Origin of the sequence: Enterobacter cloacae complex sp. 277I4, from assembly GCF_050031465.1 — a bacterium.
Classification (GTDB): domain Bacteria; phylum Pseudomonadota; class Gammaproteobacteria; order Enterobacterales; family Enterobacteriaceae; genus Enterobacter; species Enterobacter cloacae.
Genome location: NZ_JBLGWC010000001.1, coordinates 646,620 through 659,888, shown reverse-complemented (window position 1 = coordinate 659,888; position 13,269 = coordinate 646,620). Strand labels below are relative to the sequence as shown.

The 13,269-nt window shown below is 52.3% G+C and carries 16 protein-coding genes and 3 tRNA genes; 15 read left to right on the top strand and 4 right to left on the bottom strand.

The window, feature by feature from the left end:
• Nucleotides 1-37: 37 nt before the first annotated feature.
• The 4 genes from rsmC (at nucleotide 38) to ACQG19_RS03155 (ending at nucleotide 1,537) form a co-directional block, all read left to right on the top strand.
• Nucleotides 38-1,066, top strand: coding sequence for a 16S rRNA (guanine(1207)-N(2))-methyltransferase RsmC (gene rsmC / locus ACQG19_RS03170; RefSeq protein ID WP_023621919.1), 1,029 nt, complete (start codon nucleotides 38-40; stop codon nucleotides 1,064-1,066).
• A 151-nt stretch (nucleotides 1,067-1,217) separates the two neighbouring features.
• Nucleotides 1,218-1,304 (top strand) — tRNA-Leu (locus ACQG19_RS03165).
• Nucleotides 1,305-1,332: 28 nt separating this feature from the next.
• A tRNA-Leu gene (locus ACQG19_RS03160) sits at nucleotides 1,333-1,419 on the top strand.
• A gap of 31 nt (nucleotides 1,420-1,450) precedes the next feature.
• A tRNA-Leu gene (locus ACQG19_RS03155) sits at nucleotides 1,451-1,537 on the top strand.
• Nucleotides 1,538-1,579: 42 nt separating this feature from the next.
• On the opposite strand, the gene ACQG19_RS03150 is transcribed toward ACQG19_RS03155, so the two are convergent.
• The gene (locus ACQG19_RS03150; protein ID WP_058681502.1) at nucleotides 1,580-1,849 is read right to left on the bottom strand and encodes a DUF1435 domain-containing protein; all 270 of its coding nucleotides are present in this window, start codon (nucleotides 1,847-1,849) and stop codon (nucleotides 1,580-1,582) included.
• A 216-nt stretch (nucleotides 1,850-2,065) separates the two neighbouring features.
• Between ACQG19_RS03150 and ACQG19_RS03145 the strand changes: the two genes are divergently transcribed.
• Both ACQG19_RS03145 and fhuF read left to right on the top strand, forming a co-directional pair.
• A complete protein-coding gene (locus ACQG19_RS03145) occupies nucleotides 2,066-3,130 on the top strand; it encodes a GGDEF domain-containing protein (protein ID WP_058678925.1) in 1,065 nt (354 codons plus the stop codon).
• Nucleotides 3,131-3,222: 92 nt separating this feature from the next.
• Nucleotides 3,223-4,011, top strand: coding sequence for a siderophore-iron reductase FhuF (gene fhuF / locus ACQG19_RS03140; RefSeq protein WP_222169061.1), 789 nt, complete (start codon nucleotides 3,223-3,225; stop codon nucleotides 4,009-4,011).
• A 95-nt stretch (nucleotides 4,012-4,106) separates the two neighbouring features.
• Here the strand turns inward: fhuF and ACQG19_RS03135 are convergent, their stop codons facing one another.
• Nucleotides 4,107-5,453, bottom strand: a complete 1,347-nt coding sequence (locus tag ACQG19_RS03135; protein ID WP_013095475.1) for a PTS cellobiose transporter subunit IIC — start codon at nucleotides 5,451-5,453, stop codon at nucleotides 4,107-4,109.
• Between the two features lie 328 nt (nucleotides 5,454-5,781).
• Between ACQG19_RS03135 and ACQG19_RS03130 the strand changes: the two genes are divergently transcribed.
• Entirely contained in the window at nucleotides 5,782-6,240 is a 459-nt protein-coding gene (locus ACQG19_RS03130) for a YbaK/EbsC family protein (protein ID WP_013095474.1), read from the top strand.
• 42 nt (nucleotides 6,241-6,282) lie between these two features.
• Here the strand turns inward: ACQG19_RS03130 and bglJ are convergent, their stop codons facing one another.
• Together bglJ and ACQG19_RS03120 are read right to left on the bottom strand one after the other, a co-directional pair.
• Nucleotides 6,283-6,918 carry a DNA-binding transcriptional activator BglJ gene (gene bglJ / locus ACQG19_RS03125; protein WP_013095473.1) on the bottom strand — a complete coding sequence of 212 codons (636 nt, stop codon included), beginning with the start codon at nucleotides 6,916-6,918 and terminating at the stop codon, nucleotides 6,283-6,285.
• Entirely contained in the window at nucleotides 6,915-7,652 is a 738-nt protein-coding gene (locus tag ACQG19_RS03120; protein ID WP_020688833.1) for a helix-turn-helix transcriptional regulator, read from the bottom strand. The genes bglJ and ACQG19_RS03120 overlap by 4 nt, the downstream gene beginning before the upstream one ends.
• Nucleotides 7,653-8,064: 412 nt before the next feature.
• Between ACQG19_RS03120 and ACQG19_RS03115 the strand changes: the two genes are divergently transcribed.
• From ACQG19_RS03115 to ACQG19_RS03080, 8 genes are all read left to right on the top strand, one after another.
• The gene (locus ACQG19_RS03115) at nucleotides 8,065-8,841 is read left to right on the top strand and encodes a threonine/serine ThrE exporter family protein (RefSeq protein ID WP_029882175.1); all 777 of its coding nucleotides are present in this window, start codon (nucleotides 8,065-8,067) and stop codon (nucleotides 8,839-8,841) included.
• Nucleotides 8,832-9,305 carry a threonine/serine exporter gene (locus ACQG19_RS03110; RefSeq protein WP_013095466.1) on the top strand — a complete coding sequence of 158 codons (474 nt, stop codon included), beginning with the start codon at nucleotides 8,832-8,834 and terminating at the stop codon, nucleotides 9,303-9,305. The genes ACQG19_RS03115 and ACQG19_RS03110 overlap by 10 nt, the downstream gene beginning before the upstream one ends.
• Nucleotides 9,306-9,372: 67 nt before the next feature.
• Nucleotides 9,373-10,014: a TetR family transcriptional regulator gene (locus ACQG19_RS03105; RefSeq protein ID WP_013095465.1), complete on the top strand. Its 642-nt coding sequence runs from the start codon at nucleotides 9,373-9,375 to the stop codon at nucleotides 10,012-10,014.
• Between the two features lie 41 nt (nucleotides 10,015-10,055).
• Entirely contained in the window at nucleotides 10,056-10,508 is a 453-nt protein-coding gene (locus ACQG19_RS03100) for a MarR family winged helix-turn-helix transcriptional regulator (RefSeq protein WP_013095464.1), read from the top strand.
• A gap of 84 nt (nucleotides 10,509-10,592) precedes the next feature.
• Nucleotides 10,593-11,021, top strand: a complete 429-nt coding sequence (locus tag ACQG19_RS03095) for an organic hydroperoxide resistance protein (protein ID WP_013095463.1) — start codon at nucleotides 10,593-10,595, stop codon at nucleotides 11,019-11,021.
• Nucleotides 11,022-11,169: 148 nt separating this feature from the next.
• Nucleotides 11,170-11,715 carry a primosomal protein DnaT gene (gene dnaT, locus ACQG19_RS03090; RefSeq protein ID WP_222169216.1) on the top strand — a complete coding sequence of 182 codons (546 nt, stop codon included), beginning with the start codon at nucleotides 11,170-11,172 and terminating at the stop codon, nucleotides 11,713-11,715.
• Nucleotides 11,712-12,449, top strand: coding sequence for a DNA replication protein DnaC (gene dnaC, locus ACQG19_RS03085; protein ID WP_013095461.1), 738 nt, complete (start codon nucleotides 11,712-11,714; stop codon nucleotides 12,447-12,449). Before dnaT ends, dnaC begins: the two co-directional genes overlap by 4 nt.
• A gap of 83 nt (nucleotides 12,450-12,532) precedes the next feature.
• The gene (locus ACQG19_RS03080) at nucleotides 12,533-13,015 is read left to right on the top strand and encodes a DUF2501 domain-containing protein (protein ID WP_013095460.1); all 483 of its coding nucleotides are present in this window, start codon (nucleotides 12,533-12,535) and stop codon (nucleotides 13,013-13,015) included.
• Nucleotides 13,016-13,269 lie beyond the last annotated feature (254 nt).

Genomic DNA, 13,269 nt, shown 5'->3' with positions numbered 1-13,269 from the left:
ACTATAATCCCCGCCTGAGTTTATTGAGGAACAATTCATGTCTGCATTTACCCCGGCAAGTGAAGTCTTGCTGCGTCACAGTGATGATTTCGAAGAAAGCCGTATTCTGTTTGCCGGAGATATGCAGGATGACCTGCCCGCGCGTTTCGACTGTGCTGAAAGCCGTGCCCACACCCAATACTACCACCACTGGCAGGTGCTGAGCCGCCAGATGGGCGAGCGCGCACGCTTTAGCCTGGTGGCGGAACAGAGTGATGTCGCTGACTGCGACACGCTGATCTACTACTGGCCGAAGAACAAACCGGAAGCGCAGTTCCAGCTGATGAATCTGCTCTCTCTGCTGCCGGTCGGGTGCGATATTTTCGTGGTCGGTGAGAACCGCAGCGGCGTGCGAAGCGCAGAGCAGATGCTGGAAGCGTACGCCCCGCTCAATAAAGTCGACAGCGCCCGTCGCTGCGGCCTGTATCATGGTCGTCTGGAAAACCAGCCTTCCTTTGATGCCGGGACATACTGGGATGCGTATCAGCTTGATAGCCTGACCATTAAAACCCTGCCGGGCGTTTTCAGCCGTGACGGGCTGGACGTGGGCAGTAAGCTGCTGCTCTCCACGCTGACGCCGCACACCAAAGGCAAAGTGCTGGACGTAGGCTGCGGTGCAGGGGTACTGGCCACGGTGCTGGCAAGCCACTCACCAAAAGTCCGCCTGACGCTCTGTGACGTCAGCGCGCCCGCAGTTGAAGCCAGCCGTGCGACGCTTGCCGCAAACGGCTTCGAAGGGGATGTCTTCGCCAGCAACGTCTTCTCGGACGTTACCGGTCGGTTCGACATGATTATTTCAAATCCGCCGTTCCACGATGGCATCGAAACCAGCCTTGAAGCAGCGCAAACGCTGATCCGTGGCGCAGTACGTCACCTGAACAGCGGGGGGGAACTGAGGATCGTCGCCAACGCGTTTCTGCCGTACCCAAAAGTGCTGGATGAAACCTTCGGCTTCCATGAAGTTATCGCGCAAACAGGCCGTTTTAAGGTCTACCGTACCGTGATGACGCGCCAGGCTAAAAAGTAGTCCACGGGTATTGTTTGCCGGAGAAGGGCCATCCCCCTCCGGCCATTTTTGCAGCAATCAAAACAACGCGCGCATTTTTCTATTGACGTAAAGCTCAAAACATCTAGAATGCGCCTCCGTGGTTACGATACTTTTACAGTATCGATGGTATGCGAAGGTGGCGGAATTGGTAGACGCGCTAGCTTCAGGTGTTAGTGTCCTTACGGACGTGGGGGTTCAAGTCCCCCCCCTCGCACCATAAATCACGTTGATATTGCTCGCACTGGGCGAAGGTGGCGGAATTGGTAGACGCGCTAGCTTCAGGTGTTAGTGTTCTTACGGACGTGGGGGTTCAAGTCCCCCCCCTCGCACCAACGAGGCGATATCAAAAAGTAAGATAACTGTGCGAAGGTGGCGGAATTGGTAGACGCGCTAGCTTCAGGTGTTAGTGTCCTTACGGACGTGGGGGTTCAAGTCCCCCCCCTCGCACCAATTATCTTGCATCCCCTCTGAAGTCCTTCTTGTTATTCCCTGTTATTTCAAACTCATCAGTATCACCAGAATTCCACTGACCAGCGCGACGCATGATGGCAACAAAACAAAGTGCCGTAATTGCTTATGCCAGATCATGGCTGAGGTCATCAGCAGCCCTGACACAATGATGGCTTTCCAGAGATCAATGGAGAGATCGGCAAACATCAGACCGCCGAGGATGGCTCCCGGCAGTAATACCCCCCAACCACTTCCTAACACCCGGTTCAACATGGTTTGCCCTTTCGAATCGATAATGATAACCAATATCATATGACAAGAATTATCATTTGTCAGCACCGATAATTAAAAACCGTGGCCGTTTACCTTTCCCGTAATGACAGGCATTGTTTAAGGTGATAAATTGCCCACCTGTTAACTACTCATAAAGTTTCTCTGATAATTACTCGTTGATTTTTTTTGCTTCCATTATTGCGAAACAACACCCATTTATCTGTTTTAATTAAATTTTAATAAAAACGCACTACTATGACATCACAATCCTGGCGGTCTTTGGTCAACAGCAAATATCAATTATCGTTACGTTTATTTTTATTTTTGAACGCAACCTCAGCGGTGTTCTCGGTAACAAATCCGCTCTATTCTGTTCAGCTGTTATCTTTCCCCCTGCTGGCTATTTTTACGCTCAGCACCGGATTGCTGCTCTGGCACTGGCAAAAGAGTACCCGCAAGATAAATATTCCTGTGGTTTCAGCGATATTCGGTATTTTATGGGCCTGGCAAATCGCCTCAAAATTTTCGTTAATTACGCACGATCGGGCGACATATTTGATCATGGCGCTATTAACGGTGCTTTTTATCGGTTCGCTGGCATTCGCCATTAATATCAAAGCGTTTACGCTCCACTCATTACCCGCATTTATTGTCTGCCTGTGGTTAAGCCCCTCTGAACACTGGTTGAGAATGATCTACTCTTTCATTCTTCCGGTCGTAGCTATCGGCGTTCACCACGTACTACAAAGACGTAACGATCGCTTCGCTCAGGAGCTCCTCTCCCGGTTACTGGAAGAACGAGAAACCCTGACCGATCTCAGCATGATGGATCCACTTACCGGCCTGTATAACCGTCGCGGCTTGCAAAGCCGACTGGAGAATCTGCCTGCGGTAGAAAACGGCGAACATTTTGTCCTGCTAATGGATATCGATCACTTCAAGGCCTATAACGACCACTACGGCCATATGATGGGTGACCAGGCGTTAATCCGTGTCTCGGCAGCCATTCGTGATGCCGTACGCTCGCGGGATATTGTGGCGCGGTTTGGCGGGGAAGAGTTTATGGTACTGCTGACGAACATCTCGCTGGAACATGCCCGCCAGACGGCAGAGCGCATTCGTCAGAAAGTGTACGACTTAAAAATCCCCCACATGTTCAATGAGCGCGTCGCGACTAACGTCACCATCAGCATTGGTATTGCCATTTTTGAGAATGAAGACGCAGAAGGCGCGCTGGAAAAAGCAGATAAAGCCCTCTACGAAGCAAAGCATCTTGGGCGGAATAACATTCTGCTCAGCGAAGAGCTACAGGCGGTTTAAGCACAGCATTCTCTCTCCAGGACAAAAGTCTTGCCATCGGTATGAGCAATAGTTAGGATTGGCAATCATTATCATTTAGATTTCTATCTATTATGGCCACTCATACCGTACAGACTGTTGAACCCCTCCTCTGGCGAGCCCGTCTCACCACGGGAGACTCTTCGCTTGCGGAAGCCATACGCGAAAAGATAGCGGCAACCCGAGCCCATCTGCTGGACTTTATCAAACTGGATGAGCCGCATCCGCACCACGCCATGACACTGGCACAGTGGCAGCAGCCGGCAAAACGCCAGTCGCTGCTGGCAACCTATTCTGACCATATCTATCGCAATCAACCCACCCTTACGCGGGAAAATAAGCCCCTGCTCTCTCTCTGGGCGCAATGGTACATCGGCCTGATGGCGCCTCCGCTCATGCTGGCATTGCTCACCCAGGAGACCATGCTGGATCTCTCCCCGGAGTATTTTCACGTTGAGTTCCACGAGACGGGGCGTGCGGCCTGCTTCTGGATCGATCTTCACGAAGACCCAACGGCCATGCATCTTTCTGCCCCGCAGCGGATGGAGAAGCTCGTGACCCGCGCCCTGATGCCGGTGGTGAATGCTCTGGAAGAGACAGGTGAGATCAACGGGAAGCTTATCTGGAGTAATACCGGCTATTTAATCCACTGGTATTTGACGGAAATGAAGCCCCTGCTCGGTGATGAGAAGGTGGATGCCCTGCGTCAGTCCTTGTTCTTTACGAAACAGCTTGCGGATGGCCGCGATAACCCGTTATTCCGTACCGTGGTGCCACGTGACGGGCTTCTGGTGCGCCGCACCTGCTGCCAGCGCTATCGCCTGCCGGACGTTCAGCAGTGCGGGGATTGTACGCTGAAGTAGTCGTATCCGGCCTGATGCCCTCACCCTGCCCCTCTCCCACAGGGAGAGGGAACAAACACTAAAAACGGCAACTTAAGTTGCCGTTTTGCTTTTACCTAGGCCACCTGCTGATTTTCCGCTTCCGCATTACGCTGCGCTTCTTCCGCTTCCTGCTCCAGCAGCTGCTTCTCGTACACTTTAAAGAACGGGAAGTAGATGATGGCGGAGACACACGCAAGCACCACTACCAGAATGGCCGCGCGGAAATCCCAGCCCAGCGCCCATGCGGCACCCACAGGCGCGGGTGCTGTCCATGGCACAACAGAGATCACGCGGCTTATCAAATCAAATTTCATTGCCGCCCAGGCCAGCACGGCGTTGACCATCGGAGCCAGCAGGAACGGAATAAAGAACACCGGGTTCATGACGATCGGCGTACCAAAAATGACCGGTTCGTTGATGTTAAAGATGCTCGGCACCACGCTCAGACGCCCGATTGAGCGCAGATGCGCTGAACGGCTGCGCAGGTAGCAGAACACCAGCCCCATTGTCGCCCCCGAGCCCCCAATCACGATAAAGAACGTCCAGAACGCTTCCATAAAGATATGGGGAAGAGGCTGGCTTGCCGCCAGGGCGGTCTGGTTAGCCCCGAGATTGGTCAGCCAGAACATCTGCAGCATTCCTGAGACAATTGCCGCCCCGTGGATCCCTGCGAACCACAGTAAATGACCAATCAACACCGCCAGCAGAATGGCAGGCAGAGAATCCGCAGCGGAAACCAGCGGTTTGAAGATTGACATAATGGCCTGCGGGATCAGCATGCCAAACTGAGACTGAATCAACAAACTCAGCGGATAGAGCGTCAGTACAACCACCAGCACCGGGATCAGCAGATCAAAGGAGTTTTTGATCATCGGAGGAACCTGGTCCGGCAGACGGATACCGATATTGTGCGCTTTGAGGAAACGCATCATCTCAACGCAGTAGATTGCTACCAGAATCGCAGTGAAGATCCCCGTGCCTCCCAGGCTGTCTACGGGCAGCGTGCCTTTGGTCTTAGGTGCAGCCACCAACAGAAACGCCATCAGCGACAGCATGGCGCACATGAACGGATCTAACTGATGCGATTTCACATAGTGTTTGCCGAGGTTATAGGCAATGGCCGCACAAATATAGATGGACATAATGCCCATCGTCATATCGAACGGCGTCAGGATCTGGCCTTCAAATTGCTTTGCCATGTCCAGCCAGGCGCGCGCGAAGCCCCAGGTGGTGTCTGGCGAAAACGGTGGGTAAGCAAACACTAACAAAAATGAACCGACAATCATGAAGGGCATCGCGGAAATAAATCCATCGCGGATAGCCATAACATGACGCTGGGAAGAGATCCGCCCGGCAATGGGACTGACGTAATTTTCAACGAAACGGAATATCAGATTAAACGCAGCATGGTTGGCAGACATAGCAGATCTCCTGTCAGACGTTCGATACGGGCGTTTTCACGCCACACGTTGTTCCATAAATCAGCTTCACAACCTTGCTGGCTCGTGTACCAGCGGTACTGCTCAGACGGAATGGTTTCATAATGTGCTCTTATTATTGGATACAGGGGACGTTACGTCCTCAGTATTAATCTCTGATTCACGCTCTGCAACCGGTTACTGTAACCGGTTTCCGTGAATGTGAAGGCGATCCAGAAATCGGCCATGTAGGATATTTGTTACTTAAGAGATATTTACAGCAGATAAATTCTTATGACAGATTACGCAGGATATTTGTCAGGAGGAAACAATGAGTTTGCAGTCTGTACAGCAGTTTTTTGCCGACAACGCACCGGATATAGAAATCATTGAACTGAGTCAGAGTACCGCGACCGTTGCGCTGGCTGCTGCCGCTCATCGCGTTGAGCCGGGACAAATCGCCAAGACGTTATCGCTAAAAGTAAAAAATGAGGTGATTCTGGTAGTGGCGAAAGGCGATGCGCGTCTGGACAACAAAAAACTGAAAGATACCTTTGGTGCAAAAGCGCGCATGCTCAGTAGTGATGAAGTGGTGACGATTACAGGCCATCCCGTCGGGGGAGTCTGTCCGTTCGGGCTGGAAAACCCACTTTCTGTTTACTGCGATATTTCGTTAAAACAGTACGCGGAAGTGCTGCCCGCCGCAGGTGCCATCCACAGCGCCGTGCGCATTTCACCCGACCGGATGGCTGAGCTGACGTCCGCAAAGTGGGTCGATGTATGCATTTAATTGATGTGCCAGAATGTATCTGGCGCATCAAAAAATCACCGATTATAAAAATGCCGGCGAGCCTGACACCGAACAGCGCATGTCTCTTGCCGGAAGATGAGTAAGAATATCCGCCGCATCAAGCAACCCTACGTCAGAATTCACCCCCAGTTTAACCATCGCATTAAACTTGTGCGCGCGGATGGTTTTAATATTGCGTTCAAGTTGTGTCGCGATTTCAGGAATGGAAAACCCGAAAGACATATACCGCAATATCGCCCGCTCCGTTGGGCTTAACAATCTGTTTTGATTGACATACCAGTGGTTCAGCATATTGTCATTGATATGATGCGTCTCTCTCAATAGCACCACCAGCTCCTCCTGCAGGTGGCTCAGCGGTACCGATTTACTCACAATGCCATGCAGACGAGAAGGCGACAGATGGCTTATCAGGCGCGCTTCCATGTCATCAGACGCAAGTACAATTCGCTGAATATCGCTATGGGTGAAAGCGAGATCCCGCAGGGAAGCCAGGCAGTTACGACGCTCCTCACGCGCATCCGAGAGCGAATAGATCACCGAGAAAAAAGAGATATTGGTCAGCGCCTTTTTAAAGCTTTCGAACTGACTGAAGAGGTGCAGTCGATAATGGCTGAGCATCGGCATCGCAAAAAGATGCTGCAGCCCAACGGCACTCATTGTGCAATTTTCGATGACAGCGATATGTCCTGGTGTATCGGTTTTTTCCATTCCTCATACTCTCCATAGGCTGACATTAAACTCAGCTCTCTCATTCCCTGTGCACTGTTAATCCAGGCGTACATATCGGCATTGCTGCGCAGCGACAACCGTCGCATCGCACTGTTTTTCTGCGCACTGATTGTTTTGTTGCTCTTCTTGAGCAGGGTAGCAATTTGGTTAATTCCCCAGCCCTTACCTAGCAGGCGTAACACTTTGCGTTCAGAATGGGTAAGCGCAACAAACGGTTCGTCTTCGGTTTCCGCCTCGGCGGGTTCAGGAGACAATAACGTCTGGCTTATCCGCTCCGCCCGCTCGCTACCTGCACGAATAGCATTAATCACGCCTTCAATCGGCTCCATTTCAGAAAGCAACGTGCTTTCCGGGCGCATAAGCAGTTCCACTGCAATGGGATAAAGGGGACGAGAGACCATAAATATCCAGTGAATATCCCGGTATTGGTTCAGTAAGTTGTAATATTCTTCTAACGTTCCCCGGGGTTTCCTGTATTCACCTGAAATATCAGCAATAATGACATTAGCCCGGCGAAGCTGAAGTAACGTTAACTCCTGCAGCGAACGACAATAAGTCAATTCAAATTCTGGGAAATGGTTTGCCATAACGCTGCCTAACCCGTTTTGCATAACGGGTACCCTGCTAATAACTACGCCATGTTTACCATTCAATGACAACATAGACCCTCCGTGTCCATTTTTCATTTGATGAGTAGCGTCTAAACGCATCAAGATTTATGTTTTTTCGTCCCTGAGTGTAGACTGATTAATACAAGCAGAAGATGAGATATGTTCTTAGCTTAAGAAAGGCCTAAAACAACGCTAATATCTCACAAAGCGCAATTAAATTTAATTGCAAGAGCATTAAAATAATGAAAATATAAAATAAGAATAACTTAATATAAATATTCTATATTTCGAATCATATAAATTCATCGCATTTATATTTAAACCTCATTCTCTTTCGCGAACCGGGCTGCAACTGTTTGCAGGAATCTTGATCTGACCCAGAGCAAGGGATACCGCACTCTGTGCTAAAAGTAAGCATCAGGGGCCAACAGGCAAGCGACTCACCAACACTTCGGGACACTACATGCAGGCAGAAATATCGATGCAGCGTGCCACCACGCGGCTGTGTATTCAGTGCGGACTTTTCCTGCTCCAGCACGGGGCGGAAAGCGCCCTGGTCGAGGAGCTTTCGACGCGTCTGGGGCTGGCATTGGGGATGGATAGCGTCGAAAGCGCGATTTCATCGAACGCTATCGTGCTGACCACCATCAAAGATGGCCAGTGCCTCACCTCTACCCGTAAAAACCACGACCGCGGCATTAATATGCATGTGGTAACCGAAGTGCAGCACATCGTCATTCTGGCTGAACATAAGCTACTCGACCTGAAAGAGATAGAAAAACGGTTCAACCAAATTAAACCCCTACGTTATCCGCGCTGGCTGGTGGTGTTGATGGTGGGGTTATCGTGCGCCTGTTTTTGTAAGCTCAATAAAGGGGGCTGGGACGGCGCGTTCGTGACCTTCTGCGCCAGCAGCATCGCCATGTATGTACGCCAGGTACTGACGCACCGGCAGTTGCACCCACAAATTAACTTCTGCATCACCGCGTTTGTTGCCACCACGGTGTCGGGGCTGCTGCTGCGCCTGCCACAGTTTGCCAACACACCCACCATCGCCATGGCCGCCAGCGTGCTCCTGCTGGTTCCGGGCTTCCCGCTGATTAACGCCGTTGCCGATATGTTTAAAGGGCACATCAATACCGGTCTGGCGCGCTGGGCGATTGCCAGCCTGCTTACGCTGGCAACCTGTATCGGCGTAGTGATGGCCATGACGCTGTGGGGGTTACGCGGATGGGCGTGATAACGTTTCTGCTGGCACTGATGCAGGACATGATCCTGGCCGCCATTCCCGCCGTCGGCTTTGCGATGGTCTTCAACGTCCCGCAGCGCGCTTTGCCATGGTGTGCGCTGCTGGGCGCCATCGGTCATGGCTCGAGAATGATAATGATGACCGCTGGTTTTAACATCGAGTGGTCAACTTTTATGGCCTCCATGCTGGTCGGCAGCATTGGTATTCAGTGGTCGCGCTGGTATCTGGCGCACCCTAAGGTGTTCACCGTCGCGGCCGTCATCCCGATGTTCCCCGGCATTTCAGCCTATACGGCCATGATTTCAGCGGTAAAAATCAGCCACTTTGGCTACACCGAGCCACAAATGATCCTGCTTCTGAGCAACTTTCTTAAGGCCTCATCTATTGTTGGCGCACTCTCTATCGGGTTGTCGATCCCAGGACTGTGGCTTTACCGCAAACGCCCGCGCGTTTGATGTTTGTGTTCTTTCGCTGCCATGGGGATAATCTTTCTATTCCGTTTAGTGACGATAAGGAAAGGATGTGGCAAACCCTGGCAGCGAACTCCCTGAGCACAGTGAAGAATCCAGCCTGAAGGAAAAAATCTTTCAGAGCGCTATCGCCCTTTTTGCCGAATATGGGTTGAACGGCGCCCGTATGGAACAGATCGCAGAGAAAGCAGGCACCACTAAACGGATGGTGGTTTACCATTTTAAGAACAAAGAAAATCTGTACCTTCTCGTTCTTGAGTACGTCTACACCCGGATCCGCGCCAGTGAAAAAGCGCTCAGCCTTGCAGACATACCGCCGGTTGAAGCGCTGGTGCACCTGGTGGAAGCCACCTTTGACTACCACGCAGACCACCCGGATTACATTCGTATTATCTGCATGGAGAACATGCAGCGTGGTCGCTTTATGCAGCAATCCAGCTACCTGCGCCAGGTCAACCGCAGCGCGCTCGATCTGCTCGACGATATCCTGCGGCGCGGAAAAGAAAAGCAGTTGTTCAGCCAGTCGGTTGACCCGCGGGATCTTCACCGCCTGATCAGCAGCTTCAGCTTCCACTATGTTGCCAACAGCTACACCTTTACGCTGCTGTTTGAAGAGGGAGCAGACGAGCAAGCTCAGCGCCAGCACTACCGGAAAATGGCCGTTCAGGTGGCGCTTCGTTATACCTGCCCATAAAATTGCTTGCAATTATATCGCGCACTATCTATATTCAACTCATGAACGCAAAAACGAACGACACCACCAACGCGCTTCTGCTGGATAACCAGCTCTGTTTTGCCCTCTATTCGGCAAACCTGGCGCTTAACAAGCTGTACCGGCAACTGCTGGCACCGCTGAACCTGACCTACCCGCAATATCTGGTGATGCTGGTATTGTGGGAGCAGGATGACATTACGGTGTCGGACATCGGTGAGCGTCTGTTCCTTGACTCTGCCACCCTGACGCCGCTGTTGAAGCGTCTGGAAAGCGCCGGGCTGATCAACCGTCAGCGTTCGCGTAAAGACGAACGCCAGGTCGCCGTCACGCTGAGCGATGCGGGACGTGAGCTGCAGCAGCAGGCCTCCGGGATCCCTCACGCGGTGGGATGCGCAGCGCAATGTGACACTGACACCATGCTGGCACTCAAGCAGCAGCTTGAACTTTTGCGACATCAGTTACATCACGCGTAAGGCTATACTTTACGCGTATTTATTTACCCTAATACATCGTGTGCTATTTAATAGCACACATTAACGTAAGATGAGGAACCTGCCATGTCTTTAGAAAAAGTTGTCTACACTGCCAAAGCAAAAGCGACCGGAGGCCGTGACGGCCGCGCAACCTCTTCCGATGGCGTCCTGGACGTCAAACTGGGTGTGCCAAAAGAGATGGGCGGCATGGGTGGCGAAGTGACCAACCCTGAACAGCTGTTTGCTGCCGGCTACTCTGCCTGTTTCCTGGGGGCGATGAAATTTGTGGCTGCGCGCGACAAATTTACGCTGCCAAAAGAGGCCTTCATTGAAGGTGAAGTGGGCATTGGTCCACTGCCAACCGGTTTTGGTATCGAAGCCAAACTGAACATTCACGTTGAAGGTATGGATCCTGCAGAAGCCAAAAAACTGGTGGATGCGGCGCACATTGTGTGCCCGTACTCTAACGCGACCCGCGGCAACATCGACGTGACCCTGAATATCATCGCGTGATAAATGCCTGATGGCGCTGCGCTTATCAGGCCTACGACTGTAGCCCCGGTAAGCGCAGCGCCACCGGGGAAATCCCCTCCATTCCCTCATCCTCTCTGTGCTACCATAAGCCCATATCACGCCCGTAGTAATCAGTAGAGAAAGCGTTATGTCCTCCAGAATTCTGACCACCAGCATTGCTGGTATTGATGCCTTTATGCGCGATCCCCGCGGTGTGTTGACGCACGCCGAAGGCGGCACGCTTGCAGTGTTGGCCGACAACGCCCCGGCGTTTTACGCCCTCACCCCGGAGCGTCTGGCGCAGCTTCTGGAGATAGAAGCGCGGTTGTCGCGCCCGGCAAGTGACGTCACGCTCGATAGCCAGTTCTTTGAAGAGCCGGGTAACGCCCCCGTCACTGTGCCGATGGGGAAATTTGCCCTGTACGCGGGCTGGCATCCGGATGTGGATTTCCAGCGGCAGGCGGCATTGTGGGGCATTGCGCTGACGCAACCGGCTACCCCTGAGGAGCTTGCCGCCTTTATTGCCTGGTGGCAGGCAGAAGGCAAAGTCTTCACCCACATTCAGTGGCAGCAAAAGCTCGCCCGCCATCTGCAAATTAACCGCGCCAGCAATAACGGCCAGCCAAAACGCGATATCAACGCTTTTTCAGAACCGGATAAACAGATCCCTAATGGATTCCGAGGTGCGAAATGAAAAACGTCGGCGACCTGATGAAACGACTGCAAAAGATGATGCCAGCCAATGTGAAGCCTGCCTTCACAACGGGTGAAGAACTTCTGGCGTGGCAAAAAGAACAGGGTGAGATCCGCGCTGCCGCCCTCGCCCGCGAAAACCGGGCGATGAAAATGCAGCGTACCTTTAACCGCTCCGGTATTCGCCCCCTGCATCAGAACTGCTCATTCGATAACTATAAAATTGAGACCAACGGGCAGATGAACGCCCTGGCCGCCGCCCGGCAGTACGTGGACGAATTCGACGGCAACATCGCCAGCTTTATCTTCAGCGGTAAGCCCGGCACCGGTAAAAATCACCTGGCCGCCGCCATCTGCAATGAACTGCTTCTGCGCGGGAAATCGGTGTTAATCATTACCGTGGCCGATATCATGTCTGCCATGAAAGACACCTTCAGCAACCGTGAAACCAGCGAAGAGCAACTGCTTAACGATCTGAGCAATGTGGATTTGCTGGTTATTGACGAGATCGGTGTTCAAACCGAATCCCGCTATGAAAAGGTGATCATTAACCAGATTGTCGATCGCCGCTCTTCTTCCAAGCGTCCCACCGGCATGCTGACCAACCACAATATCGACGAGATGACCCGCTTACTGGGCGAGCGCGTGATGGATCGCATGAAGCTGGGCAACAGCCTCTACGTCATCTTTGACTGGGAAAGCTATCGCAGCCGCGTCACCGGTAAAGAGTATTAAGACAGTTCCAGGAATCGCCGCCGGAGCGGAGGTATATACTGGACCTCTTCCGGCCCAAAACGGACCTTTTTGAGAAAGCCATTATGAAAAAACAGATTCTTTTCAGCACACTTTTAGGCGCCCTGCTGGTCACCGGCATGGCCCATGCCGCGTCATGGCAGGAGTCCCTTTCCAGCGCCGCCAGCGAACTCACCAAAGAGAGCGGCAGCACTCAGGGCGGGCTGTCAGCCTCTTCCCTCACCAGCCTGCTGGGCAATAGCTCCCAGAGTCTGAGTGCCGGCACCATGAACAACGCAGCAGGCATCCTGGAATACTGTGCGAAGCAAAAGCTGGCTTCCGTGACCGATGCGCAAAATGTGAAAAACCAGGTGCTCGGTAAGCTGGGTCTGGACACCCAGGAGCAGAAAGCCGACACCAACTACATGGACGGCATTCAGGGTCTGCTGAACGCGCAAAATGGTCAGCAGCTGAATCTGAGCACCCTTGGCAACTCATCTCTGGCGAAACAGGTGAAAACCAAAGCCTGCGATCTGGTGCTGAAACAAGGCGTTAATTTCATCTCCTGATCGGCCCCATTTCCTGCCACAACACGCCGCGTTTAATACGTTAGTCTTGCAACGCGGCGTGAAACCGGCATTTTCCCCTTCTGTCCTCGTCTCAGCATCCGTACAGCAGGATGCGACCGCCTTCAAAAAAACGATTTTCTAAACCAATTCCTAACAACGGCACACTTTCGTGACACTAAAATTGCAGCTTAGCGACATCGCCATTACATTGTATTACCCAAAAAATAATCAATTAGCCAGCGAAGCACCTGGCG

What these genes read in the sequence shown, in the direction of transcription:
- dnaT (WP_222169216.1), top strand. Translation starts at nt 11,170, where the DNA reads ATGTCCTCCAGAATTCTGACCACCAGCATTGCTGGTATTGATGCCTTT.
- ACQG19_RS03120 (WP_020688833.1), bottom strand. Translation starts at nt 7,652, where the DNA reads ATGTTGTCATTGAATGGTAAACATGGCGTAGTTATTAGCAGGGTACCC.
- ACQG19_RS03110 (WP_013095466.1), top strand. Translation starts at nt 8,832, where the DNA reads ATGGGCGTGATAACGTTTCTGCTGGCACTGATGCAGGACATGATCCTG.
- ACQG19_RS03135 (WP_013095475.1), bottom strand. Translation starts at nt 5,453, where the DNA reads ATGTCTGCCAACCATGCTGCGTTTAATCTGATATTCCGTTTCGTTGAA.
- ACQG19_RS03130 (WP_013095474.1), top strand. Translation starts at nt 5,782, where the DNA reads ATGAGTTTGCAGTCTGTACAGCAGTTTTTTGCCGACAACGCACCGGAT.
- ACQG19_RS03080 (WP_013095460.1), top strand. Translation starts at nt 12,533, where the DNA reads ATGAAAAAACAGATTCTTTTCAGCACACTTTTAGGCGCCCTGCTGGTC.
- ACQG19_RS03095 (WP_013095463.1), top strand. Translation starts at nt 10,593, where the DNA reads ATGTCTTTAGAAAAAGTTGTCTACACTGCCAAAGCAAAAGCGACCGGA.
- ACQG19_RS03145 (WP_058678925.1), top strand. Translation starts at nt 2,066, where the DNA reads ATGACATCACAATCCTGGCGGTCTTTGGTCAACAGCAAATATCAATTA.
- bglJ (WP_013095473.1), bottom strand. Translation starts at nt 6,918, where the DNA reads ATGAGTGCCGTTGGGCTGCAGCATCTTTTTGCGATGCCGATGCTCAGC.
- fhuF (WP_222169061.1), top strand. Translation starts at nt 3,223, where the DNA reads ATGGCCACTCATACCGTACAGACTGTTGAACCCCTCCTCTGGCGAGCC.
- ACQG19_RS03150 (WP_058681502.1), bottom strand. Translation starts at nt 1,849, where the DNA reads ATGATATTGGTTATCATTATCGATTCGAAAGGGCAAACCATGTTGAAC.
- ACQG19_RS03115 (WP_029882175.1), top strand. Translation starts at nt 8,065, where the DNA reads ATGCAGGCAGAAATATCGATGCAGCGTGCCACCACGCGGCTGTGTATT.
- rsmC (WP_023621919.1), top strand. Translation starts at nt 38, where the DNA reads ATGTCTGCATTTACCCCGGCAAGTGAAGTCTTGCTGCGTCACAGTGAT.
- dnaC (WP_013095461.1), top strand. Translation starts at nt 11,712, where the DNA reads ATGAAAAACGTCGGCGACCTGATGAAACGACTGCAAAAGATGATGCCA.
- ACQG19_RS03100 (WP_013095464.1), top strand. Translation starts at nt 10,056, where the DNA reads ATGAACGCAAAAACGAACGACACCACCAACGCGCTTCTGCTGGATAAC.